The sequence below is a fragment of the Glutamicibacter sp. St.4D3 genome, from assembly GCF_059728615.1.
The window spans coordinates 1664690-1686693 of sequence record NZ_AP039380.1; the positions used below are offsets into that span (position 1 = coordinate 1664690).

At 66.5% G+C, this 22004-nt stretch carries 20 protein-coding genes; 6 read left to right on the forward strand and 14 right to left on the reverse strand.

The genetic code is table 11. The features are described 5' to 3' along the window. Window positions 1-36: 36 nt before the first annotated feature. Entirely contained in the window at window positions 37-1446 is a 1410-nt protein-coding gene (locus tag AC6I21_RS07645; protein WP_497763390.1) for a dipeptidase, read from the reverse strand. Between the two features lie 72 nt (window positions 1447-1518). Here AC6I21_RS07645 and AC6I21_RS07650 point away from each other — a divergent pair, with 72 nt between their 5' ends. Further along, on the forward strand, window positions 1519-2106 hold the full coding sequence (locus AC6I21_RS07650) for a DUF3043 domain-containing protein (protein ID WP_138174015.1): 588 nt from the start codon (window positions 1519-1521) through the stop codon (window positions 2104-2106). A gap of 340 nt (window positions 2107-2446) precedes the next feature. On the opposite strand, the gene AC6I21_RS07655 is transcribed toward AC6I21_RS07650, so the two are convergent. After that, window positions 2447-3511, reverse strand: coding sequence for a quinone-dependent dihydroorotate dehydrogenase (locus AC6I21_RS07655; protein ID WP_396278554.1), 1065 nt, complete (start codon window positions 3509-3511; stop codon window positions 2447-2449). Window positions 3512-3573: 62 nt separating this feature from the next. Between AC6I21_RS07655 and AC6I21_RS07660 the strand changes: the two genes are divergently transcribed. Next, complete coding sequence (locus AC6I21_RS07660; RefSeq protein ID WP_497763391.1) at window positions 3574-4608, forward strand: alpha/beta hydrolase; 1035 nt, start codon at window positions 3574-3576, stop codon at window positions 4606-4608. Between the two features lie 36 nt (window positions 4609-4644). Here the strand turns inward: AC6I21_RS07660 and AC6I21_RS07665 are convergent, their stop codons facing one another. From AC6I21_RS07665 to AC6I21_RS07695, 7 genes are all read right to left on the reverse strand, one after another. Next, complete coding sequence (locus AC6I21_RS07665) at window positions 4645-5472, reverse strand: isoprenyl transferase (RefSeq protein ID WP_497763392.1); 828 nt, start codon at window positions 5470-5472, stop codon at window positions 4645-4647. Continuing rightward, complete coding sequence (recO, locus tag AC6I21_RS07670; RefSeq protein WP_138174023.1) at window positions 5469-6218, reverse strand: DNA repair protein RecO; 750 nt, start codon at window positions 6216-6218, stop codon at window positions 5469-5471. Before recO ends, AC6I21_RS07665 begins: the two co-directional genes overlap by 4 nt. Before the next feature lie 139 nt (window positions 6219-6357). Continuing rightward, the gene (leuA, locus tag AC6I21_RS07675; protein ID WP_497763393.1) at window positions 6358-8100 is read right to left on the reverse strand and encodes a 2-isopropylmalate synthase; all 1743 of its coding nucleotides are present in this window, start codon (window positions 8098-8100) and stop codon (window positions 6358-6360) included. 307 nt (window positions 8101-8407) lie between these two features. Further along, a complete protein-coding gene (gene era, locus AC6I21_RS07680; protein WP_138174027.1) occupies window positions 8408-9370 on the reverse strand; it encodes a GTPase Era in 963 nt (320 codons plus the stop codon). Then, the gene (locus AC6I21_RS07685) at window positions 9357-10652 is read right to left on the reverse strand and encodes a hemolysin family protein (RefSeq protein WP_138174029.1); all 1296 of its coding nucleotides are present in this window, start codon (window positions 10650-10652) and stop codon (window positions 9357-9359) included. Before AC6I21_RS07685 ends, era begins: the two co-directional genes overlap by 14 nt. A gap of 3 nt (window positions 10653-10655) precedes the next feature. After that, window positions 10656-11129 carry an rRNA maturation RNase YbeY gene (gene ybeY / locus AC6I21_RS07690; RefSeq protein ID WP_054821529.1) on the reverse strand — a complete coding sequence of 158 codons (474 nt, stop codon included), beginning with the start codon at window positions 11127-11129 and terminating at the stop codon, window positions 10656-10658. 46 nt (window positions 11130-11175) lie between these two features. Next, complete coding sequence (locus AC6I21_RS07695) at window positions 11176-12180, reverse strand: PhoH family protein (RefSeq protein WP_249354253.1); 1005 nt, start codon at window positions 12178-12180, stop codon at window positions 11176-11178. Window positions 12181-12473: 293 nt separating this feature from the next. On the opposite strand from AC6I21_RS07695, the gene AC6I21_RS07700 reads away from it, so the two are divergent. Continuing rightward, entirely contained in the window at window positions 12474-13391 is a 918-nt protein-coding gene (locus AC6I21_RS07700; protein WP_138174035.1) for a GerMN domain-containing protein, read from the forward strand. A 125-nt stretch (window positions 13392-13516) separates the two neighbouring features. Here the strand turns inward: AC6I21_RS07700 and AC6I21_RS07705 are convergent, their stop codons facing one another. The 3 genes from AC6I21_RS07705 to hrcA are packed head-to-tail and all read right to left on the reverse strand — an operon-like array spanning window position 13517 to window position 16496. Then, window positions 13517-14302, reverse strand: coding sequence for a 16S rRNA (uracil(1498)-N(3))-methyltransferase (locus tag AC6I21_RS07705; RefSeq protein ID WP_497762106.1), 786 nt, complete (start codon window positions 14300-14302; stop codon window positions 13517-13519). Window positions 14303-14305: 3 nt separating this feature from the next. Further along, the gene (dnaJ, locus tag AC6I21_RS07710) at window positions 14306-15430 is read right to left on the reverse strand and encodes a molecular chaperone DnaJ (protein ID WP_138926232.1); all 1125 of its coding nucleotides are present in this window, start codon (window positions 15428-15430) and stop codon (window positions 14306-14308) included. A 52-nt stretch (window positions 15431-15482) separates the two neighbouring features. Further along, the gene (gene hrcA, locus AC6I21_RS07715; protein WP_138926233.1) at window positions 15483-16496 is read right to left on the reverse strand and encodes a heat-inducible transcriptional repressor HrcA; all 1014 of its coding nucleotides are present in this window, start codon (window positions 16494-16496) and stop codon (window positions 15483-15485) included. 129 nt (window positions 16497-16625) lie between these two features. Here hrcA and AC6I21_RS07720 point away from each other — a divergent pair, with 129 nt between their 5' ends. Together AC6I21_RS07720 and AC6I21_RS07725 are read left to right on the forward strand one after the other, a co-directional pair. Beyond that, window positions 16626-17507: a DUF3097 domain-containing protein gene (locus tag AC6I21_RS07720; RefSeq protein ID WP_497762107.1), complete on the forward strand. Its 882-nt coding sequence runs from the start codon at window positions 16626-16628 to the stop codon at window positions 17505-17507. Window positions 17508-17649: 142 nt separating this feature from the next. After that, a complete protein-coding gene (locus tag AC6I21_RS07725) occupies window positions 17650-17997 on the forward strand; it encodes a DUF4870 domain-containing protein (protein ID WP_246049456.1) in 348 nt (115 codons plus the stop codon). A gap of 119 nt (window positions 17998-18116) precedes the next feature. Here the strand turns inward: AC6I21_RS07725 and hemW are convergent, their stop codons facing one another. Continuing rightward, complete coding sequence (gene hemW, locus AC6I21_RS07730; RefSeq protein ID WP_497762108.1) at window positions 18117-19346, reverse strand: radical SAM family heme chaperone HemW; 1230 nt, start codon at window positions 19344-19346, stop codon at window positions 18117-18119. Next, a complete protein-coding gene (lepA, locus tag AC6I21_RS07735; RefSeq protein WP_138174045.1) occupies window positions 19347-21191 on the reverse strand; it encodes a translation elongation factor 4 in 1845 nt (614 codons plus the stop codon). Window positions 21192-21303: 112 nt separating this feature from the next. On the opposite strand from lepA, the gene AC6I21_RS07740 reads away from it, so the two are divergent. Next, a complete protein-coding gene (locus AC6I21_RS07740; protein WP_497762109.1) occupies window positions 21304-21861 on the forward strand; it encodes a type II toxin-antitoxin system PemK/MazF family toxin in 558 nt (185 codons plus the stop codon). Window positions 21862-22004 lie beyond the last annotated feature (143 nt).

The window sequence follows — 22004 nt, forward strand, 5'->3', positions numbered from 1 at the left end:
TTTCACACTATGAGCCGATTCATAGCCGGACGGAGTCTACAGCCCTTCGCTGTCCAGCCGGGCCAGCAGCAGCGCCTCGGCGACGATCGCGTTCTTGAAGTCCCCCAGGTGCAGCGACTCGTTGGCCGAGTGGGCCCGCGAGTCCGGATCCTCCACGCCGGTCACAAGAATTTGAGCTTGTGGGAAGACCTCGAGCAGGTCGGCGATGAATGGGATGGATCCGCCCAAACCCATGCTCACCGGTTCGGTCCCCCAAGCTTGGGCCAGGGCCCACTGCGCCTTTTCGTTCGCCGCCGCATGCAGGTCCGCCTGGTAGGCGCTGCCCGCCTCGGTGGCGGTGAAGGTGACTTCGGCTCCGCGCACGTCCTGGGCCAGGATATGCTCCTCCAGCGCCTTCAGCGCCGCTGCCGAGTCCTGCCCGGGTGCCAGTCGCATCGACACCTTGAACCGCGTGCGCGGGATCAGGGTATTGGAGGAATGGTCAACGCTGGGCATATCCATTCCAATGACGCTCAGCGCCGGTTTATTCCACAGCCGGTCGGTGATCTTGCCGGTTCCGGCCAGGGACACGGAGTCCAGCAGGCCCGAATCGGCGCGGAACTGCTCCTCGGAGTAGTCCACGTCGGCGTGGTCGTTGGAGACGAGCCCGGGTACGGCAACGGCCCCGTTCTCATCGTGCAACGTGGAGATCAGCTTGGCGGCCAGCAACGGGGCGTCGAGCACCGGCCCGCCGAACATGCCCGAGTGCACGGCGTGCGTCATGGACCGAACCTCGATCTCGGCGGCAGCCATGCCGCGCAGCGAGGAGGTCAGCGCCGGGGTGCCCACGGCCCAGTTCGAGGAATCGGCCACGATGATCACATCGGCTGCCAGCTTGTCCTGGTGCGCCTCCAGGAAGTTGCGGAACGACGGGGAGCCGGCCTCTTCCTCACCCTCGAAGAAGAAGGTCACCCCGACACCGAAGTCGGCGACCCGGTCCAGCACGGCGCGCAGCGCGGCAACGTGCACCATGATGCCGGCCTTGTCATCCGCGGCGCCACGGCCAAAGAGCCGGTCCCCGACACGGGTGGCCTCAAAGGCCGGGGTGTTCCAGTCCGCTGGGTCTCCGGGGGGCTGTACGTCGTGGTGGGCGTAGAGCAGGATGGTGGGCTTGCCGGGTTTGGCTGGGCGGCGGGCCACCACCGCCGGGCTGCCCATGGTTCCCTCATCGGTGGGTTCGCGCAGGATCTCCACGCTGTCCACCCCGATGGCCTCCACCAGTGCGGCCACGGCCTGGGCGCTCTGCTCCAGGTTTGCCGGATCGAAGGATTCCCAGGCGATGCCGGGGATTGCCACCAGCTCGGTCAGTTCGGTGAGGATCTTCTCGAAGTTGGCCTCGACGTGCTCGCGCAGGCCGGCGATGTCCACCCCGTGGGCGGCCGCTGCGGCCGAAGTGTTACTAGTCATGCTTCCAAGCCTAACAACCGATCAAGTCCGGCCAATGTCACGTCACAGCCGCGGAACCGATAGGATGGGCGGGTGTTTGGACGTAAGAAGGAAGAACCTCAGCCCCCGCAAGAGCAGGCCCCAGAGACGCTGGCCTCGCCCGATGGCCGCAAGAGCGGCCCGACCCCGAAGCGCAGCCAGCAGCAGGCACGCCACCAGCGTCCGCTGGTGCCCAATGACCGCAAGCAGGCCAAGGAGATGGAGCGCAAGCGCCGCATCGAGGCTCAGCAGCGACTGCGTATCGCCAATGAAACCGGTGATGAGCGCTATCTGATGCCGCGTGACAAGGGTCCGCAGAAGCGTTTTGCCCGCGACTTCATCGACTCGCGCTGGATGTTCAGCGAGTTCATGATGTTCATCATCCTGCTGTTCCTGGTCGCCTCCCTGGTGTTCAGCCAGAACCTGACACTGCAGGTCTACGTGCAGTTCGGCCTGTACATCGTGTTGGGTGTGGTGATCATCGAAGGAATCCTCACCGGATGGCTGCTCAAGCGCGAGCTGGTCAAGCGCTTTGGCAAGCTCGAGCGCGGTGTCCGACTCTACGCCTTCATGCGCGGCATGCAGTTCCGCAAGCTGCGCCTGCCCAAGCCGCAGGTCAAGCGCGGTGCGAAGCTGAGCTGATCCAAGCACTCAGACATTAAAACAAGGAGGGTTCCTAGTGGAACCCTCCTTGTTTTTTGGCTTCGGGGCGAGGGTTATGCCCACCTTGTGCCTCCGGCCTAGGACTGCCCGGTGAACACGCGTTTTATGCACAAATCCACAGCGTTGTATCGCTCGATACAAACCGCAAGCTTTGTGCACGGCCTGAGCTCGGTATCGCTGCTCCCACGAGGACTACCGATAATCGGCCTCAGGCGCCTAGGCGGTATCCGGGCACAAGAAAAGGCGGGTGCCCGCTGGCACCCGCCGTCATCTTCAACTCGGCTGGCCGTATCTGGGTACGGCGAGCTGGTGAGAACTCCTAGAGCATCTGCGCCAGTTCCCGGTTGATGTTCCGGGCCCAGAACGGTCCTTCATACAGGAACGCCGTGTATCCCTGCACCAGGTCCGCTCCGGCATCCAGACGCTGCTTGACGTCCTTCGCATCGCTCACCCCACCCACGGAGATGATCGCCATTTCGGCGGGCACCAGTTCGCGCAGCTGGCGCAGCACCTGCAGGGAGCGTTCCTTCAGCGGGGCACCGGACAGTCCCCCGGCCCCAATGTCCTCGACGCGCGCCGAGTCACTGACCAGCCCCTCGCGACCGATGGTGGTGTTCGTGGCAATGATGCCGTCCAGTTCCAGTTCAATGGCCAGGCGTGCCACATCGGCCACGTCCTCGTCGCTGAGGTCCGGGGCGATCTTCACCAGCAACGGCACGTGCCGGCCGGCCACCGCATCGGCCTTGGCCCCCACCTGCTCCAGCAGCGGACGCAGGGAATCCACGCTCTGCAGCAAACGCAGCCCCGGGGTGTTCGGGCTGGAGACGTTCACCACCAGGTAGTCGGCGTGGTTCGCCAGCTGGCGGGTGGATTCCAGATAGTCGCCGACCGCGTCCTCCAGTTCGACCAGCTTGGTCTTGCCGATGTTCACGCCAACGACCGGACGGTGCCGGCGGTAATCGGCCTTCAGCTGCTGCCGGGCGGTGGCCACCCGGGCGGCGACGACCTCGGCGCCCTCGTTGTTGAATCCCATCCGGTTGATCACCGCGCGGTCCTCCACCAGGCGGAAGAGCCGCGGGGTCGGATTGCCCGGCTGGGCCTGACCGGTGACGGTGCCGATCTCCACGTGCCCGAACCCGATGTCGCTCAGCGCCAGGATGCCGGTGGCGCCCTTGTCGAAGCCGGCGGCCAGGCCAAAGGGCGAAGGGAAGTCGATGCCCATCACCGTGCGGCGCAGCTTCGGGTCGGGAGCAAAGAACTTGCGGGTCAGCTTGCTCAATCCGACACGCTGCGCCAGCTTGATGGCGTCAAAGGCGAAGTGGTGGGCCTTCTCCGGATCCATCTTGGTGAAGACGTGCTTGAAAACCAGGGGGTAAATGCGCATGGTTTCAATTTTCGCCGCTGGCCAGTGCGCTTGCCAAATTCTTTACCGGTTAGGCTGGTGCCATGAGCGGTCTGTACGGTATTCCATCAAGCCAGTGGCCGGATTTCTTGACCAGCACGGATCCCGGCGGTTGGGCCGCCGACCCGTTGGGCGAGGGCTTTGAGCACACCACCTTGAACCTAGGCGTTGATGGGGAGGGCCCGGTGTTGGGCACTTTGGTCCGCTATGTGCCGAAGCAGCCGCCCCCGGGCAATCCGGAAGAACGCGGCATCCTGCTCAGCGTCCATGGCTGGAGCGACTACTTCTACAACCGCGAGCTGGCCGAATTCTGGCGGGCCGCCGGCTACCGTTTCTACGCCCTGGACCTGCGCCGCTATGGGCGCAGCCTGCGCAGCGAGCACCAGCGTCCCGGCTATGTGGAGCACCTGGCCGAATACCACCAGGAGCTGGACGCGGCCGCGGATCTGCTCACGGCCGAGCACCCGGGGCTGCCGCTGCTGGTGCAGGGCCATTCCCTGGGCGGGCTGATCATCAGCCTCTGGGCCCAGCAGTCCACCGCCAGGCTGGCCGGGCTGGTGCTCAACGCCCCGTGGCTGGAATTCCAGGGCACCCAGTTCCTGCGGATACCGGCCCAGGGGCTGATGGAGGCGATGGCCCGGCGCTCCCCCACACGCACCCTGCACCTGCCCGAACTGGACCACTACTGGCTCTCGCTCTCCCAGGACGGGCACGGGGAATGGGACATCCACCCGCTGTGGCGTCCCCGGCACGCGTTCCGTCCCACCGTGGGCTGGATGCGCACGGTGCTCGAGGCGCACGCGAAGGTGGCCAAGGGGCTGGACCTGGAGCTGCCGGTGCTGGTGCTCACCAGCGCCCAGTCGCACTTCGGGGCCAGCTATGATCCGCTGATGCAGCGCACCGATTCGGTGGTGGACGTGAATCTGGTGCGCCAGCGCAGCCTGAAGCTGGGCAGCTTCGTCACCAATGCGATCATCACCGACGCGATGCACGACGTGTTCACCTCATCCGCCGGGCCGCGCGCCGAATCCTATGCGAAGGTCCGGCGGTGGCTGCACCTGCTGCAGGGCGCAAGCTAGCCGGCGCCGCGCCAGTTTTCCCCTGGCGGAGTGCGCTTAGCTGTGGGCCGGTGCGGCCTCGGGCTGGGGCTTGTCCACCGCGCCACCGTAGCGGCGGTCGCGTTGCGCGTACTGTTCGACGGCCTTGAACAAGGTGGTGCGGTCCACATCCGGCCACAGCTCGTCCAGGAACACCATTTCGGCGTACGCCGACTGCCAGAGCAAAAAGTTGCTGGTGCGCTGCTCCCCGGAGGTGCGCATGAACAAATCCACATCCGGCAGTTCCGGGGCGTGCAGGTAGCGGCCAATGGTTTTCTCGCTGATCCCGGAGGGCTTCAGCCGTCCGGCCTGCACGTCCTGGGCCATCAGGGTCATGGCGTCGGCCAGTTCGGCCCGTCCCCCATAGTTCACGCACATGGTCAGCTGGCAGCCCAGGTTGTCTTTGGTGAGTTCCTCGGCGGCCTTCAGCTCGTTGATCACGCTCTTCCACAGCCGCGGTTCACGCCCGGACCAGCGGATGCGCACGCCCCAGGAGTTCAGGGTGTCGCGCTGGCGGCGCAGCACGTCGCGGGAGAAGCCCATCAAGAAGCGCACTTCCTCGGGGCTGCGCTTCCAGTTTTCGGTGGAGAACGCGTACACCGAGACGTACTTGATCCCCAGCTGCACGGCCCCGGCCATCACATCCAGCAGCGCGGCTTCCCCCGCCCGGTGTCCCTCGGTGCGCGGCAGCCCGCGCTGGTTCGCCCACCGGCCGTTGCCGTCCATCACGATCGCCACGTGCTGGGGCAGCACGGCGGCCGGGATGGAGGGCACCTGCGGATTCTGGGGGTGCGCATAGGGGCTGACCGGGCCGCGCTGGCAGGTGATCGGGGCGAGCTTCTTCATGTTCTCTCCACATGGCGTAGGGACTTCACGGCACGTTCCAGGTGCCACTGCAGGTAGTTGGCTACGATCTTGGCGCCCTGGTCGCGCGCCTTGGGCCCGGCGGTGGCCACCGTGTCCCAGTCCCCGGTCAGCAGCGCCTGCAGGTAGCTGACGGTGACCGGGTGCGGGGAGGTGGAGCCCGGCGGGCGGCAGGCCGGGCAGACCACGCCGCCCAGCTGGATGTTCAGCGCCGAATGCGGACCGGGCTCACCGCAGCGCACGCAGTCGGTGAAGGAGGGGGCCCAGCCTGCCACGGACAGGGCGCGCAGGAGGTAGGAGTCCAAAATCGGCCCGGGGTCCACGCTGCCGCGGGCCAGCAGCGCGATCGCCCCGTGCAGCAGCCGGTACTGGCGCATCGTGGAGTCGGCGTCCGCCTCCAGCAGCCGTTCGGCGGTTTCCACCATCGCGGTAGCCACCGTGTAGGCGGAGTAGTCGCCGACCAGTTTTTGCCCGTAGGGGTGGCGCAGCTGGGCCTGGGAGATGATGTCCAGGCTGCGGCCCATCACCACCTGGGCGTCGACCTCCATGAACGGTTCCAGGGTGGCGCCCATCCGCGAGGAGGTGCGCCGCACCCCCTTGGCCACGGCCCGAACCAGCCCGTTGGGGGTGATCAGGGTGATGATGCGGTCGGACTCGCCAAGCTTGTGGGTACGCAGAACAATGCCGCGGGTGCGGTAACTGCGTGATGCGAATCCAGATCTTGCCACACCCCCAATTATCGCACTTTTGCACCGCACCCGCGCACCACGGCTCGCCTGCCCGGGGCTGGGGCCACACGGCACGGCGCCCCGCAGCGTTGCACGCTGCGGGGCGCCGGGTTGGTGGTGGTGCCGTTGGCCGGCGGGGCTACTGGGCGTCGCGGATGGCGCGGTTCACTGCGGAGACCACGGCCTTCAGCGAGGCGATGGTGGTGTTCGCGTCCATGCCCACACCCCACAGGATCCGGTCCCCGACCGCGCATTCAACGTAGGCGGCCGCCTGGGCGTTGCCGCCCTCGCTCAGTGCGTGCTCGGTGTAGTCCAGCACCCGCAAATCCACCCCGTCCTCGTTGAGCATCTTCACCAGTGCGGAGATCGGGCCGGTGCCTTCGGCGCTGCGCTCCTGGGCGGCGCCGTCCACCAGCAGCTTGGTGTGCAGCACGAAGCTGCCGTCCTCCGCGGATTCGGCGGTTGCCGAGGCGATCTTGTAGTACCCCCAGGGCTTGAGGCCATTGCCCTCGGCCACCGGCAGGTACTCGTCCTGGAAAACCTGCCAGATGGTCTGCGAGGAGACTTCCCCGCCCTCGGAATCGGTCTTCTTCTGGATCACCCCGGAGAATTCGATCTGGGCGCGGCGCGGCAGGTCCAGGTTGTAGTCGTTCTTCAGCAGGTAGGAGACCCCGCCCTTGCCGGACTGGGAGTTCACCCGGATCACGGCCTCGTAGCTGCGCCCGATGTCCTTGGGGTCCACCGGCAGGTAAGGTACCGCCCAGACCAGGTCGTTGATGTCCTTGCCCTGGGCGGCGGCCTTGGCGTCCATCGCCTCCAGGCCCTTCTTGATGGCGTCCTGGTGGGAGCCGGAGAACGCGGTGAACACCAGGTCCCCGCCGTACGGGCTGCGCTCGGGCACCGGCAGCTGGTTGCAGTACTCCACGGTGCGTCGGATGTGGTCCATGTCGGAGAAGTCGATCTGCGGGTCCACGCCCTGGCCGAACATGTTCATGCCCAGGGTGATCAGGTCCACGTTGCCGGTGCGCTCCCCGTTGCCGAACAGGCAGCCCTCGATGCGGTCCGCGCCGGCCAGATAGCCCAGCTCCGCGGCGGCCACCCCCGTGCCGCGGTCGTTGTGCGGGTGCAGGGAGAGGATGATCGACTCCCGGTTGGCCAGGTTGCGGTGCATCCACTCGATCGAGTCGGCGTACACGTTCGGGGTGGCCATCTCCACGGTGGCCGGAAGGTTCAGGATCACCTTGTTCTGCGGGCTGGCCTCCAGCACCTCGGCCACCGCCTCGCAGATGCGCTTGGCGAACTCGAGCTCGGTGCCGGTGTAGGACTCCGGGGAGTATTCGTAGGTGATCTTGGTGCCGCCAAGCTGCTCCTCATACTTCTTGCACAGCCGCGCACCCTGCACCGCGATGTCCACGATGCCGTCCTCGTCCTGGCGGAACACCACTTCGCGCTGCAGGATCGAGGTGGAGTTGTACAGATGCACGATCGCCTGCTTGGCGCCCTCCAGCGCCTGGTAGGTGCGCTCGATCAGGTGTTCCCGGGACTGGGTGAGCACCTGGATGGTCACATCCTCGGGGATGCGGTCCTGTTCGATGAGCTGGCGCACGAAGTCGAAGTCGGTCTGCGAGGCCGAGGGGAAGCCCACCTCGATCTCCTTGAAGCCCATCTGCACCAGCAGGTCGAACATCTTGTGCTTGCGCTCGGGGCTCATCGGGTCGATCAGCGCCTGGTTGCCGTCGCGCAGATCCACCGCGCACCAGCGCGGGGCCTTGGTGATGTACTTGTCTGGCCAGGTGCGATCGGGCAGGTTGACCTCGATCTGGTCCTGGAAGGGAACATACTTGTGGATTGGCATGTTCGAAGGCTTTTGCATGTTCTGCATTTCGGTATCCCCTGGACAATTGGTGGTTGTTTGTATGGGGCCGGATGAGGGCGAACTCCGCGACGAGGGGTCGGCCGTGGGACCACTAGCGGTCCGTTGGATCCTCGCAGCGGCTAAGTAGCAGTAGTAGCTCGAAATGCATTTTTCAAACATAGCACCGCCGGTGGGATGCGACGCAGTTGTTGCACGTTTGTGTCACATTCCGGACGCCGGGCCCTGGACCGCACCTTTCCCGGACATGGCACAACCCCTGCCCGACCAGGTCGGACAGGGGTTGTTCGCCGGCGCGGCAGCCCGTGGCGGCGGGCTAGAAGCCGAGGCGGCCCAGCTGCTTCGGGTCGCGCTGCCAGTCCTTGGCCACCTTCACGTGCAGGTCCAGGTACACCTTGGTGCCCAGCAGCTTCTCGATCCCCTGCCGGGCGCGGGTGCCGACCTCACGCAGCCGGGCGCCGCCCTTGCCAATCACGATCGCCTTCTGGCTGGGCCGCTCCACGTACAGGCTCACGTGGATGTCCACCAGCGGGTTCTCCTTCGAACGTCCCTCGCGCGGAGCCATCTCCTCGACGACCACGGCCAGCGAGTGCGGCAGCTCATCGCGCACCCCCTCCAGGGCGGCTTCGCGCACCAGCTCGGCGACCATCACGCTCTCCGGCTCATCGGTCAGCTCCCCGTCCGGGTACAGCGGCGGGCCCAGCGGCAGCTGTTCGACCAGCACGTTGGCCACCTGCTCCACCTGGAAGTCCTTCACGGCGCTGACCGGGATGATCGCGGCGAACCCGTCGGGCCCGAAGTTTTCGTTGCCCAGCTCCGTGACCGCGATCAGCTGGGCGGCCAGGGTCTCGCGGTCCACCAGGTCGGCCTTGGTGACCAGGGCGACGATGGGCTTGCGCTTGAGCTGGGCGAGCTGGCTGGCGATAAAGCGGTCCCCGGGGCCGATCTTCTCGTTGGCCGGCAGACAGAAGCCGATCGCGTCGACCTCGGAGAGGGTCTCGGCGACCAAATCGTTCAGCCGCTGCCCCAGCAGGGTGCGCGGGCGGTGCAGCCCGGGGGTGTCCACCAGGATCAGCTGCGCGTCGGGGCGGTGCACGATCCCGCGGATGGTGTGCCGGGTGGTCTGCGGCTTGGCGGAGGTGATCGCGATCTTCTGCCCCACCAGGGCGTTGGTCAGCGTGGACTTGCCGGCGTTGGGCCGGCCCACGAAGGAGGTGAAGCCCGAACGGAAGTCCTCGGGCCAGCTGCCGGAGGCGGGAAGGTTGTTAGTCTCTGCCATTGGGTGATTCCTCTATGGTTTCTCTCTGGTCGGAAGCGCCGTGGTGCAGGCGCTCTACATGAATTTTGCCCACGCGGTTGCGCCGCCCGGACAGGGAGACGACTTCCAGGCGCAGCCCGTGGATCTCGGCCACCGAGCCGAGCACCGGCACCGATTCCAGGGCCTTGGAGATCAGCCCGCCCACGGTGTCCACGTCCTCCTCCTCGATGTCCATGTCGAAGAAGTCGGCCACGTCGTCGATCGAGGTGCCGGCCTGGGCGGTCAGCGTGCCGTCCGGGTTTTCCACCACGTCCGGGCGGGAGCGGTCGTATTCGTCGTCGATCTCCCCCACGATCTCCTCCAGCAGGTCCTCCAGGGTGATCAGCCCGGCGGTGCCGCCGTACTCGTCGACCACGATGGCCAGGTGGATGGACTCCTGCTGCAGTTCCTGCATCAGCTCGGCCGCGTTCTTCGATTCGGGCACGAAGCGCACCTTGCGGGCCAGTTCGCCCAGCGATTCGGCGCGCTGCAGCCCGTGCACCTCGCGGATCACGTCCTTGAGGTAGATGATCCCGCGGATGTCATCGGCGTCCTCCCCGGCCAGCGGGATGCGGGAGAAGCCCGAGGCCATGAACAAGTCCAGGGCCCGGTGGATGGTGGTGTCCGCGTCGAAGTAGACCATGTCGGTGCGCGGGACCATCACCGAGCGCACATTGGTTTCCTCCAGGTCCATCACCGAGGAGATCAGCTCCGCCGATTCCTCCTCCAGGTCCGCGCCCTCGCTGGCCCGGTCCACGATGTCACGCAGCCGGTCCTTGTCCAGGTAGGTGTCCTCATGGCTGGAGCCCGAGGGGGCCAGCGCCTTGCCGATGGAGGCCAGCCAGTTGGTCACCGGGCCCAGCAGCACGCGCAGCAGGCGCACCAGCGGGGCGGTGCTGCGCACCACGGAGGCCGCGTTCGCCCGCCCGTAGCGGCGCGGGGAGACCGAGACCAGCACGAAGCCCAGCCCCGCCATGGTGATGGTGGCCAGCAGCCCGGCCAGCCAGATGTTGTGGATAAAGCGGGAGAAGACCAGGGCGATGGCCACCGCGGAGGCGGTTTCGAACCACATCCGCCAGAAGCGGATGGACTGGGCGTGGGATTCGCTGTCGTCCAGGATCCGGGTCAGCGCCTTGGAGTTCGAGTCGTTGCGCAGTTTTTCCGCCGTGTGGCGGGAGAGGGCATAAAAGGCCGAATCCGCTGCCGTGAGAACCGCCGCGCAGGCGAGGAAGATCAGGGCAGCGATCACTAAAACGGTGCTCACCGGCTACTCCACGGTCTCCTTCGGGGCCGGGCGGCCCAGGAAGGATTCCAGCAGCTTGCGCTGCAGGCCGAACATCTCGGCGCGTTCGGCCTCCTCGTCGTGGTCGAAGCCCATCAGGTGCAGCAGGCCGTGGGTGGTCAGCAGCAGCACCTCGTCCTGGACGCTGTGCCCGCCGGCGGCGGCCTGTTCGGCGGCCACGGCCGGGCAGATCACCACATCTCCCAGGATCCCGCTCTCGGCCGGGGTGTTGGCGCTGCCCGGACGCAGCTCGTCCATCGGGAAGCTCATCACGTCGGTGGGCCCTTCCAGGTCCATCCACTCGACGTGCAGCTGGCTCATGGCCTCCTCGTCGACGAACACCACCGAGACCTCGGTGCTGGGGTGCAGGTACATGGTCTCCAGCACAAAGCGCGCCAGCTTCTCCACGGCCTGCAGGTCGACCTGCGCTTCGGTTTCGTTATTGACTTCGATGCTCATCTATTGCTGCTCACTGGTTCCTGGAGGCTAAATCGGTGGGCGGGGTTCACTTGCCACGCCGTTCACGATGCGGCTGGCGCTGGGCGGCGTCCCAGCGGTCGTAGGCCGAGACGATGTCGGAGATCAGCCGGTGGCGGACCACGTCGGTGGCGTCCAGGCGGCAGATGCTGATGTCGTCGATGTCCTTGAGGACCTCGGTGACCAGGCGCAGCCCGGAGACCGCGTTGCCCGGCAGGTCCACCTGGGTGATGTCCCCGGTGACCACCATCTTCGAGCCGAAGCCCAGGCGGGTGAGGAACATCTTCATCTGCTCCGCGGTGGTGTTCTGCGCCTCGTCCAGGATCACGAACGCGTCGTTCAGGGTGCGTCCGCGCATGTACGCCAGCGGGGCGACCTCGATGGTGCCGGCCTCCAGCAGTCGCGGGATCGACTCGGGGTCCACCATGTCGTGCAGCGCATCGTAGAGCGGGCGCAGGTACGGGTCGATCTTCTCGGAGAGGGTGCCGGGCAAAAAGCCCAGCTTCTCCCCGGCCTCCACGGCCGGGCGGGTGAGGATGATCCGGTTGACCTGCTTGTCCTGCAGCGCGGCGACCGCCTTGGCCATGGCCAGGAACGTCTTGCCGGTGCCGGCCGGGCCGATGCCGAAGGTGATGGTGGAGTCGTCGATCGCGTCCACGTAGGACTTCTGGTTCACCGTCTTGGGGCGGATCGACTTGCCGCGCCCGGAGAGGATCTTCAACCCCAGCACATTGGAGGCGGACTGCTCCCCGTTGCCCGAGACCATCTTGATGATCTGCTCGATGGTCTCCACGCTCATGCGCGAGCCGCGGCCGGCCAGTTGCCGGGCCTCCTCCAGCACCCGCTGGGCGCGGCGCACCTGGCCGGGTTCACCCAGCAGGGTCAGCCGGGAATCGGCGGGGCGCAGTTCCAGCGACGGGTAGGCTCCGGTCAGGATCCGCAGCAGCTCGTCATTGGGTCCCAGAGTGGAGATCATATGCTCGGGATTGTCGAAGGTGACGGTCAGGGATGCGCGTTCGGCTTCGGATGGCATCCGATCTTTTTCTACCTGCATACGGTGTTGTGGGCCCCTTAGGCGTAAACGAGAAAATGTTGCACCTTCCAGTCTAGCGAGCGAAGGCTGTTTTGGGGCATGTGCCGTGGGATAAATCCCCAAATCTACCCCTCACTTTGGATGCTGAAGGTATAGATTTGGTTACAGATCGCTATCCTGTACGGTTTTTCGCCCTTTAGCCCAGTTGGGTATGGCATTGTGTTGAACCGTCAGCTACAAATGTTACTGGTGAGTTCCACGTCACAGGTGGGCCATGTGGATAGGTGTATTGATTGCCTCTAGGAAAGTTTTCGCGGCGCGCAACAGCGGCGGCCCTGGCCCTTGGCCTGGCCGTCGCCGTGGGCTGTGGGGCGAGCACCGGCAATGAGGAACACCGCATGCCCGACACCTCGAACAGCGCCCACCAGGACCTGCCCAGCGCCTCGGGCTCGGTGGAAACCCCCTCGGACAAGGAACTGATCCCGGTCTACTGGCTGCAGGCCGATAATGACGGGGTCTACCTGTACCGCGAGTACGCGCGGGCCAAGGCCAGCGGGGACCCGGTCACCGACGCCATCAGCTACATGCTCAACGACAAGCCGGCCAAGGACGGGTGGTTCACCTACCTGAAGCCCAGCACCGACATCGGGGTGTCGATCAGCTCCGAGAACGTGATCACCCTGGACCTGCCGAAGAAGGTCTTTGGCGCCCACCTGGATGAGGGCCTGGCCCAGCGCAGCATCCAGCAGCTGGTGTTCACCGCCACCGCCGCGGCCGCCAACGCCGGGGTACTGAACGGCAGCCAGCCGCCGAAGCTGCGCCTGCTGGTGGACGGGGCCGCGAACGCCACCGTGTTCGACGACTACCGCCTGGAGAGCGAATACGAACGCAACTCCAGCTTCATGGCCCCGATCTGGATCATCGACCCGCAGAACTCCAGCCAGTTCGCCGCCGGGAAGGTCAAGCTCAACGCCCGATCCGTCGCCTTCAGCGACGGGCTGTACTACCGGGTGGAGCGCAAGAACACGGCCGGGGACTGGCAGCCGGTGGACGAGGCCCAACGGGTAAAGGCCACCGAGCTGGATGAGGACGGGGCGCTCAGCCGCGAGCTGGCGCTCTCCCCCGGCGAATACCGGGTGACCCTGTGGGGCCAGAACAACGGTTCGGGCGCGAAGATCGCGCGCACCACCAGCATGTTCAACGTCAGCTAACCGGGCAGCCAAAGAACCGGGCCTCAAAGCCCCCGCGAACCACGCTTAACCACGAACCCGGCCACCACCGGCAGACGCGAAATCGCGTCCACCGGCGATGGCCGGGTGAAGTTTTTCCAAGCCCCCTACAGGTCCCCGAGCAGGTGACGGACCAGCACCAGGGCGGCCGGGCCGGCGGTGGAGGCCCGCAGCACATGCTGGCCCAGAACCACCGCCCGGGCACCGGCGGCGGTGAGCACCGCCAGTTCCCCGTCGCTGATCCCGCCTTCGGGTCCCACGATCAGGCACACGCCCGGCGCCGTGCGGCCCGCCGATCCGGCGGCGGCCTTCCAGTCCCCCACGATGCGCTCCAGCGGCACGGTGGCCGCCTCGTGCAGCACCAAGACCAGGTGCCCATCGGCGGTCCGGGCCGAGACCTCCTCGGCCAGCTGCCGCGTGGTGAGCATCGGGTGCAGCACCGGCTCATAGCTGCGCCGGGACTGCTTCTGGGCGCTGCGCACCTGGGAGCGCCACTTCTCCAGCGCCTTCTGCGCCTTGGCGGCGTTCCAGCGCACGATGGAGCGTTCGGCCTGCCAGGGACGCACCGCGCTGACACCCAGCTCCACGCTGGCCTCCACCGCCTGCAGGTCCCGGTCCCCCTTGGCCAGCGCCTGGATCAGGGTGACCGGGTGACCCGGCGGGGCTTCGTCCACGACCTCCAGGACGGTGACGTGCAGCGCCTGCCTGTCCCCGTCCTGCACCTCGACCACCAGCCGGCGGCCGTGGCCATCGAGCAGGTCCAGGTGCTCACCGGGCTTGACCCGCTTCACGTTCAGCGCGTGGTGCGCCTCGGAGCCCTGGATGGAGAGCCGGTCACCGGCAGCGACCTGGGCGGCCTGCTGCCGGTCGATGACGAAGCTGTGGTTGCTCATGGCCTAACGCTGGCCCAACTTGTCGCGCAGCCGGGCGAACATGCCCCCGGCGTGCTCCACCTGTCCGGCCGCCATTTCCTCCCCGCGCAGCTTGGCCAGCTGCTCGAGCAGGTCGCGCTGGGCGGCGTCGAGCTTCGTGGGGGTTTCCACGCTCAGATGCACGATGATGTCCCCGCGCTTGCCCCCGCGCAGCCGCGGCACGCCCAACCCCGGCAGGGTCACGGTGTGCCCCTCCTGGGCCCCGGGCTCCACCTGGATCGACTGTTCACCGTCGAAGGTCTCCAGCTTCAGCTCGCAGCCCAGGGCGGCGGCGGTCATCGGGATGCTCATCTTGGCGTGCAGGTCGTTGTTCGCCCGTTCGAAGATCTTGTGGCGGCGCACCTCGATCTCCACGAACAGGTCGCCGTTCGGCCCCCCGCCCGGCCCGGCCTCGCCCTGGTCACGCAGCTGGATGCGGGTGCCGCTGGCCACCCCGGCGGGGATGTTCAGCTGCTTGGAGACCCGTTCGCGCACCCGCCCGTCCCCGTTGCACTCCAGGCAGGGGTCCGGGATGGTAGTGCCGTGGCCGCGGCAGGCGGCGCAGGTTTCCACGGTCATCATCTGGCCCAGGAACGAGCGCACCGGGCGCTGCACCTGGCCGGCGCCGTGGCAGATGGAGCAGGTGACCGGGCTGGTGCCCTCGCGGGTGCCCTCACCATGGCAGGTCTTGCAGGTGACCGCGGTTTCCATCTCCAGCGGGTACACGGTGCCCTTGACCGCGTCCTCCAGGTCGATGGTCACGGTGATCAGTGCGTCGCGTCCACGCTGGGTGCGCGGGATCGGGCCCTGGCCCTGTCCGCCGCCGCCGAAGAACTGCTCGAAGATGTCCCCGAACCCGCCGAAGCCGCCGGCCCCGCCAAAGCCCTGGTGGCCGTTGCCGTTCTCATCCCCGGTGGCGTCGTAGTTGGCGCGCTTGGTCTCATCCGAAAGGACCTCGTAGGCGCGGGTGACCAGCTTGAACTGCTCCGCAGCGTCCTGCCCGGGATTCACATCCGGGTGCAGTTTGCGGGCCATCTTGCGGTAGGCGCTCTTAATCTGTTGTTGCGTGGCGTCCTTCGCGACACCCAGCGTCTCGTAATGCGAGCTCACGTTTCTCGCGTGTCCTTTCCTAACCGTTGGTCAAAGTCTGTGCCGGCGAGTCTCAGTTCGCCAGGATTCGGGACAGGTAGCGTGCCACGGCGCGCACCGAGGCCATCGAGGAGGGGTAGTTCATCCGGGTCGGGCCCAGCACCCCGAGCTTGTTGCGGGCATCGCTGCCGTAGCTGGTGGCCACCACCGCCGCCTCGGACAGCTCCCCGATATGGGTTTCGGTGCCGATGCTCACCGACAGGCCGCGCGAATCGGCTTCCAGTTCGGAAAACAGCTTCAACAGCACCACCTGCTCCTCCAGCGCCTCAAGCACCGGGGTGATGCTCAGCGGGAAGTCTCCCCCGGCACGGGCCAGGTTCGCGGTTCCCGCCATCACGATACGCTGTTCGGTGGCCGAATGCGCCATTTCGCGCAGGGCCGCAAGGATTTCTCCCAGCAGGTCCTGGTCCTGGCCCGGGATTTCCACGCTGTGGGTGGAGAGCAGCACGGACAGCTCGGAAAGCTGGTACCCGGCCAGCGCCTCCAGCAGCGTGTTCTTCAGCCCGGCCAGCGACTCGTCGGTGAACGGCGCGGCGGTGCTCAGCACGCGCTGGTCCACGCTGCCGTTGGAGGCAATGAGCACCAGCAGGAACTGGTGCCGACTGAGTCCCACCAGCTCGATGTGCCGCAGCGCGGCCGTGTCGTACTGCGGCACCTGGATCATCGCGACCTGGTTGGTCAGCTTCGCCAGCAGCCGCACGGTGCTGTGCAGCATCTCCTCCAGATCCTGGGAGGTGTCCATGATCCGGTTGATCGCCTCGCGTTCGGCGCGCGATAGCGGCTTGATCTCACCGATCTCGTCGACGAACCGGCGGTAGCCCTTTTCGGTGGGCACCCTCCCGGAAGAGGTATGCGGGGCGACGATCAGTCCTTCGTCCTCCAGCGCGGCCATGTCGTTGCGGATGGTGGCCGCCGAGACCCCCAAATCGTGCCGATCCAGCAGGGTCTTGGAGCCCACCGGCTCGCGGGATTGGACATAATCCTCCACGATGGCGCGCAGCACATCCAGGCGCCGCAATTCGCTCACTGTCACACCACCTTCCATGCCTCACGGCATTTAGCACTCTACGTCCTCAAGTGCCAAGTCTAGTACGTTCAGCGCTTGCTAGCATTGGAATCTGGTTCGTATTCGGTCACAGCGAAAGGGCTGCATTCAGTGAGCAACTACCCGTGGGGCGCCATGGATCTGGGCACCCCCGCTCCCAAGAAACTGCGTCAGGTTCCGGTGGAGCGCGGGCTTCTGCTGGAGGATGTGGCCTCCGGCTGGGTTGGTGAGCTGGTGCGCACCGAGAAGTCCGGGGGCATGCGGGTCATTGTCCTGGAGGACCGCCATGGACGCACCAAGTCCTTCCAGAGCGGCTTCGGCTTCCTGCTGGAGGGAGAGCCGGTGGAGCTGGTCGAGCCGCGCGCCCAGGCCCAGGCCGAAAGCACCCTGCGTTCCTCCTCCGGGTCCCGCGCGGTGACCGGGCAGAAGGCGCGCACCGCCCGGGCCAGCCGCATCTGGGTGGAGGGCAAGCACGACGCCGAGCTGGTGGAGAAGGTGTGGGGCCATGACCTGCGCGTCGAGGGCATCGTGGTTGAACCGTTGCACGGCGTGGACGATCTGGCCGCGGCCATCCGGGACTTCGACCCCTCCCCACAGCGCCGCCTGGGGATCCTGGTCGACCACCTGATTTCCGGGACGAAGGAGGAACTCATCGTGCAGCAGGCGATGGCCACGCCCGGCGCGCAGGGCAACGTGCTGATCCTGGGCCACCCCTACGTGGACATCTGGCAGGCGGTGAAGCCCGAGGTGCTGGGCATCACCGCGTGGCCGGTGATCCCCAAGGGCACCGACTGGAAAACCGGGGTGCTGCGCAGCTTCGGCTGGCCGCACCACAGCGCCGCCGACATCGGATTGGGCTGGCAGCGGATCCTGTCGAAGGTTGAATACTATTCGCAGCTGCAGCCCGAACTGCTGGGCAAGGTCGAGCACCTGATCGATTTCCTCACCACCGAAGATTACGGTTTCCTAACAATCGGTGAATCGCAGGGTTAGTTCCGCGAGTCGAGCTTCCGAAGCGGTCCCGGTGGCTAGACTCGAGGCAGTAACCACACTTCAGACATTGCAAGGAAATTCGACAGTGCCATCTCGCCAGACTGAGTCTTCACCGGAGAACTCACGCTTTGAGGGTTCGCAGGTGACCGCTTTGCCACTGAGCCCCACCGAGGATCGGCAATGGGCGATGCTCGCTCACTTCGGCAGCATCCTGGGGTGCATCCCCTCGGCCATCATCTACGCGGTGTACCGTGACCGCGGTCCGTTCACCGCGCAGGAATCCAAGGAAGCGTTCAACTTCACCTTCCCGCTCACGGTCCTGGCCATCCTGCTAAACCTGCTGAGCCTGATCCCGTTCATCGGCTGGCTGTTCGCCGTGGTCGGTGTGGCGCTGTGGGTGTTCATGACGCTGATGGGTGCCCGCGCCGGCATCCAGGTCAACAAGGGACGCCCCTTCCGCTACCCACTGAACCTGCGGCTGATGAAGTAGCCGGGCCTGGCCTGCGTCACAGAACCAAGGACAATCCCCGAAGCCCACCGCTGATGAAGATCAGGCGGTGGGCTTCGGACGTTTTGGCGGGCCGGTGGCGGCGGGCCAAGGTCTGCGAATTAGAAGTTCAGCAGTTCGCGCACCACCAGGTCGGCCAGCAGGCGACCGCGCTGGGTCAGCACGATCCGCCCGGCGAAGGCCTGGCGCGGATCGATCAGCTCATCGGCGATCAGCCCGGCCACGGCCCGGCGCCCGGTTTCGTCCAGTTCGGAGATCGGCATGCCGGTGTCCAGCCGGGTCAGCAGCATCGTGCGCTCAAGCTGCACCGCCTCGGCGTCCGGGAATTCGCGTCCGGCCCCCGGGGAGATCCCGGCGTCGATCCGCTGCTGGTAGGCGGCCGGGTGCTTCACGTTCCACCAGCGCAGCCCGCCAATGTGCGAGTGCGCCCCGGGCCCGGCACCCCACCAGTCCCCGCCCTGCCAGTAGGCCAGGTTGTGGCGGCAGGCATGCTCGCGGCCGCGGGCCCAGTTGCTCACCTCGTACCAGTTGTAGCCGGCGGCGGCGAACATCTGATCGGCCAGCTGGTACTTCTCGGCGTGGTCGTCATCGTCGATGTCCGGCACCACCCCGCGGCGGATCTGCGCGGCCAGCTTCGTGCCCTGTTCGATGATCAGCGCGTAGGCGCTGATGTGGTCCGGTTCGTAGCTCAGGGCCGCCTCGACGCTGGTGCGCCAGTCGGCGACCGACTCCCCCGGCGTCCCGTAGATCAAGTCCACGCTGACATCCAGTCCGGCCGCCCGCGCCCAGCTCACCGCCTCGGGAACCCGTTCGGGGTTGTGGGTGCGGTCCAGGACCTTGAGCACGTGCGGCACCGCGGACTGCATGCCGAAGGAGACCCGGGTGAACCCGGCCGCGGCCAGTTCCTCAAGGCTTTCGGGGCTCACCGAATCCGGGTTCGCCTCGGTGGTGACCTCCGCGCCCTGGGCCAGGGAGAAGTTCTCCTTGATCCGCCCCAGCACGCTGGCCAGGTCGCTGGCCGGCAGCAGGGTCGGGGTGCCGCCGCCGAAGAACACGGTGTCGATCGGCCGGGCCGGCACCGAGGAGGCCTCCAGCACCTGGCGGGAGAAATCAATCTCCCGGCCCACGGTGGCCGCGTAGGACTCCTGCGTCGCCCCGGAGCCCAGCTCCTTGGCGGTGTAGGTGTTGAAGTCGCAGTAGCCGCAGCGGACCGTGCAGAAGGGAATGTGGACGTAAAAGGACATGGTCCGCCCCTCGGCACCGTGCACACACGCTGCCGGGAGCAGACCATCGGCCGGAGCCGGATCCCCGTCCGGAAGGACTGCGGGCATCTACTTCTTTTTCGGTTCGTCGGTGGACAGTGCGGCGATGAAGGCCTCCTGCGGCACCTCGACGCGCCCGACCATCTTCATGCGCTTCTTGCCTTCCTTCTGCTTTTCCAGCAGCTTGCGCTTGCGGCTGATGTCGCCGCCGTAGCACTTGGCCAGCACGTCCTTGCGGATGGCGCGGATGTTCTCACGCGCGATGATGCGCGAGCCGATGGCCGCCTGGATGGGCACCTCGAACTGCTGGCGCGGAATCAGTTCGCGCAGCTTGGAGGTCATCATGGTGCCGTAGGAGTAGGCCTTGTCGCGGTGGGTGATGGCGCTGAACGCGTCCACCTGCTCGCCCTGCAGCAGGATGTCGACCTTCACCAGGTCCGCGACCTGCTCCCCGTCGGCCTTCCAGTCCAGCGACGCGTAGCCGCGGGTGCGGGACTTGAGGTGGTCGAAGAAGTCGAACACGATCTCGGCCAGCGGCAGCCAGTAGCGCATTTCCACGCGGTCCTCGGAGAGGTAGTCCATCCCGCGCATGGTGCCGCGCCGGTTCTGGCACAGCTCCATGATCGCGCCGATGAACTCACTCGGGGCCAGGATGGTGGCGGCCACCATCGGCTCGTGCACCTCCAGGATCTTGCCCTCGGGGAACTCGGAGGGGTTGGTGACGGTGATCAGCTGCTTGTCCTCACCCATCACCTCGTACACTACGTTCGGGGCGGTGGAGATCAGATCCAGGTTGAATTCGCTCTCCAGGCGCTGGCGGGTGATTTCCAGGTGCAGCAGGCCCAGGAAGCCCACGCGGAAGCCGAAGCCCAGGGCCACGGAGGTTTCCGGTTCGTAGACCAGCGCGGCGTCGTTCAGCTGCAGCTTGTCCAGCGCATCACGCAGCGCCGGGTAGTCCGACCCGTCGATCGGGTACAACCCGGAGAACACCATCGGCTTGGGTTCCTCGTAGCCGCCCAGGGATTCGGCGGCCGGCTTGGCCGCGTTGGTGACGGTGTCACCGACCTTGGACTGGCGCACATCCTTCACGCCGGTGATCAGGTAGCCGACCTCGCCCACGCCCAGGCCCTTGGTGGGGATCGGGTTCGGGGAGGACACCCCGATTTCCAGCAGTTCGTGGTTGGTGCCGGTGGACATCATCTGCACGCGTTCACGCGGCTTCAGGTTGCCGTCCACCACCCGCACGTAGGTGACCACGCCGCGGTAGGTGTCGTAGACCGAGTCGAAGATCATGGCGCGGGCCGGGGCGTCGGCCTGGCCCACCGGCGAGGGCAGCTGCTTGATCACTTCATCCAGCAGCGCCTCGACGCCCTCACCGGTCTTGCCCGAAACCTTCAGCACCTCATCGGGCTCGCACCCGATCAGGCCCGCCAGCTCCTCGGCGTACTTCTCCGGCTGGGCGTTGGGCAAATCGATCTTGTTCAGCACCGGGATGATCGTCAGGTCGCCCTCGATGGCCAGGTACAGGTTCGCCAGCGTCTGGGCCTCAATGCCCTGCGCGGCATCCACCAGCAGGATCGCGCCCTCACAGGCGGCCAGCGAGCGGGAGACCTCATAGGTGAAGTCGACGTGCCCGGGGGTGTCGATCATGTTCAGCGCGTACGAGGTGCCCTCGACTTCCCAGGGCATGCGCACGGCCTGGGACTTGATGGTGATGCCGCGTTCGCGTTCAATGTCCATCCGGTCCAGGTACTGGGCTTTCATGTCGCGCGCGGCGACCACGCCGGTCAGCTGCAGCATGCGGTCGGCCAGGGTGGACTTGCCGTGGTCGATGTGCGCGATGATGCAGAAGTTGCGGATCAGCGACGGATCGGTCGCGGCGGGCACCGGCGCGGTGCGGGCCAAGGGAGACACCTAAACAGACCTCACTAAGTAACGTAGAGAACAGGTGGATTTCGTCCCTATTCTGTCATGATTCACCCCAAACCGCGCTATTGCGCGCCCGCCCGCTGGTAGTTTGTGCTTCATGGCATTGAATGCGCGAAAGATCTTTTCCCTGCTGAACCGCGTGGTGCGCGAGGTTTCCCGCTACCAGTCCGCCTCCCGTTCCCGGCAGGCCCACTCCCCGCGGCCACATCCGGCTTCCGGGCAGAACCCTGCTCCCCGCCCGGCCGGCTCCGCGGTGCACGGCGGGGTCTACCCCGGGGACTACACCGCAGCGGTGGCGGTGAACTACAACCCCAGTCTGAACGGTGAGCCGGATCCCGGAGAGATCGTCTGGGGCTGGGTGCCCTACGAGGAGGACCACTCCCAGGGCAAGGACCGCCCGGTGCTGCTGGTGGGCCGTGACGGCAAGTGGCTGCTGGGGCTGATGCTCACCTCGAAGGACAACACCAACGGGACCCACCGCAACGATGACTATCTCGACATCGGCAGCGGCAGCTGGGACGCGCAGGGCCGGCCCAGCGAGGTGAAGCTGGACCGGGTGATCCGCATGGATCCGTCCACGGTGCGCCGCGAAGGCGCGGTGCTGGACAAACGGCGCTTCGACCTTGTCGTAAGTCACCTGAACCGGCGGCGCTAGGGGTTCGGCCCGGCCGGTGGATTCTGGTAGTGTTAATTGCTGTGTGTCGCGCAGGTTGGGCGACACGCCCCCTTCGGGTCGCCATAGGTGCCCCACACCGCTCAGTCGATGGCCTGGAGGATGAACCCTCTACCGACCGTATA

Bases quoted from the DNA above. Each gene is read 5' to 3' on its own strand.
- hemW (WP_497762108.1), bottom strand. From the start codon at position 19,346: ATGCCCGCAGTCCTTCCGGACGGGGATCCGGCTCCGGCCGATGGTCTG.
- AC6I21_RS07740 (WP_497762109.1), top strand. From the start codon at position 21,304: ATGGCATTGAATGCGCGAAAGATCTTTTCCCTGCTGAACCGCGTGGTG.
- AC6I21_RS07645 (WP_497763390.1), bottom strand. From the start codon at position 1,446: ATGACTAGTAACACTTCGGCCGCAGCGGCCGCCCACGGGGTGGACATC.
- era (WP_138174027.1), bottom strand. From the start codon at position 9,370: ATGGCAGAGACTAACAACCTTCCCGCCTCCGGCAGCTGGCCCGAGGAC.
- leuA (WP_497763393.1), bottom strand. From the start codon at position 8,100: ATGCAGAACATGCAAAAGCCTTCGAACATGCCAATCCACAAGTATGTT.
- AC6I21_RS07665 (WP_497763392.1), bottom strand. From the start codon at position 5,472: ATGAAGAAGCTCGCCCCGATCACCTGCCAGCGCGGCCCGGTCAGCCCC.
- AC6I21_RS07655 (WP_396278554.1), bottom strand. From the start codon at position 3,511: ATGCGCATTTACCCCCTGGTTTTCAAGCACGTCTTCACCAAGATGGAT.
- ybeY (WP_054821529.1), bottom strand. From the start codon at position 11,129: ATGAGCATCGAAGTCAATAACGAAACCGAAGCGCAGGTCGACCTGCAG.
- AC6I21_RS07695 (WP_249354253.1), bottom strand. From the start codon at position 12,180: ATGCCATCCGAAGCCGAACGCGCATCCCTGACCGTCACCTTCGACAAT.
- AC6I21_RS07705 (WP_497762106.1), bottom strand. From the start codon at position 14,302: ATGAGCAACCACAGCTTCGTCATCGACCGGCAGCAGGCCGCCCAGGTC.
- AC6I21_RS07660 (WP_497763391.1), top strand. From the start codon at position 3,574: ATGAGCGGTCTGTACGGTATTCCATCAAGCCAGTGGCCGGATTTCTTG.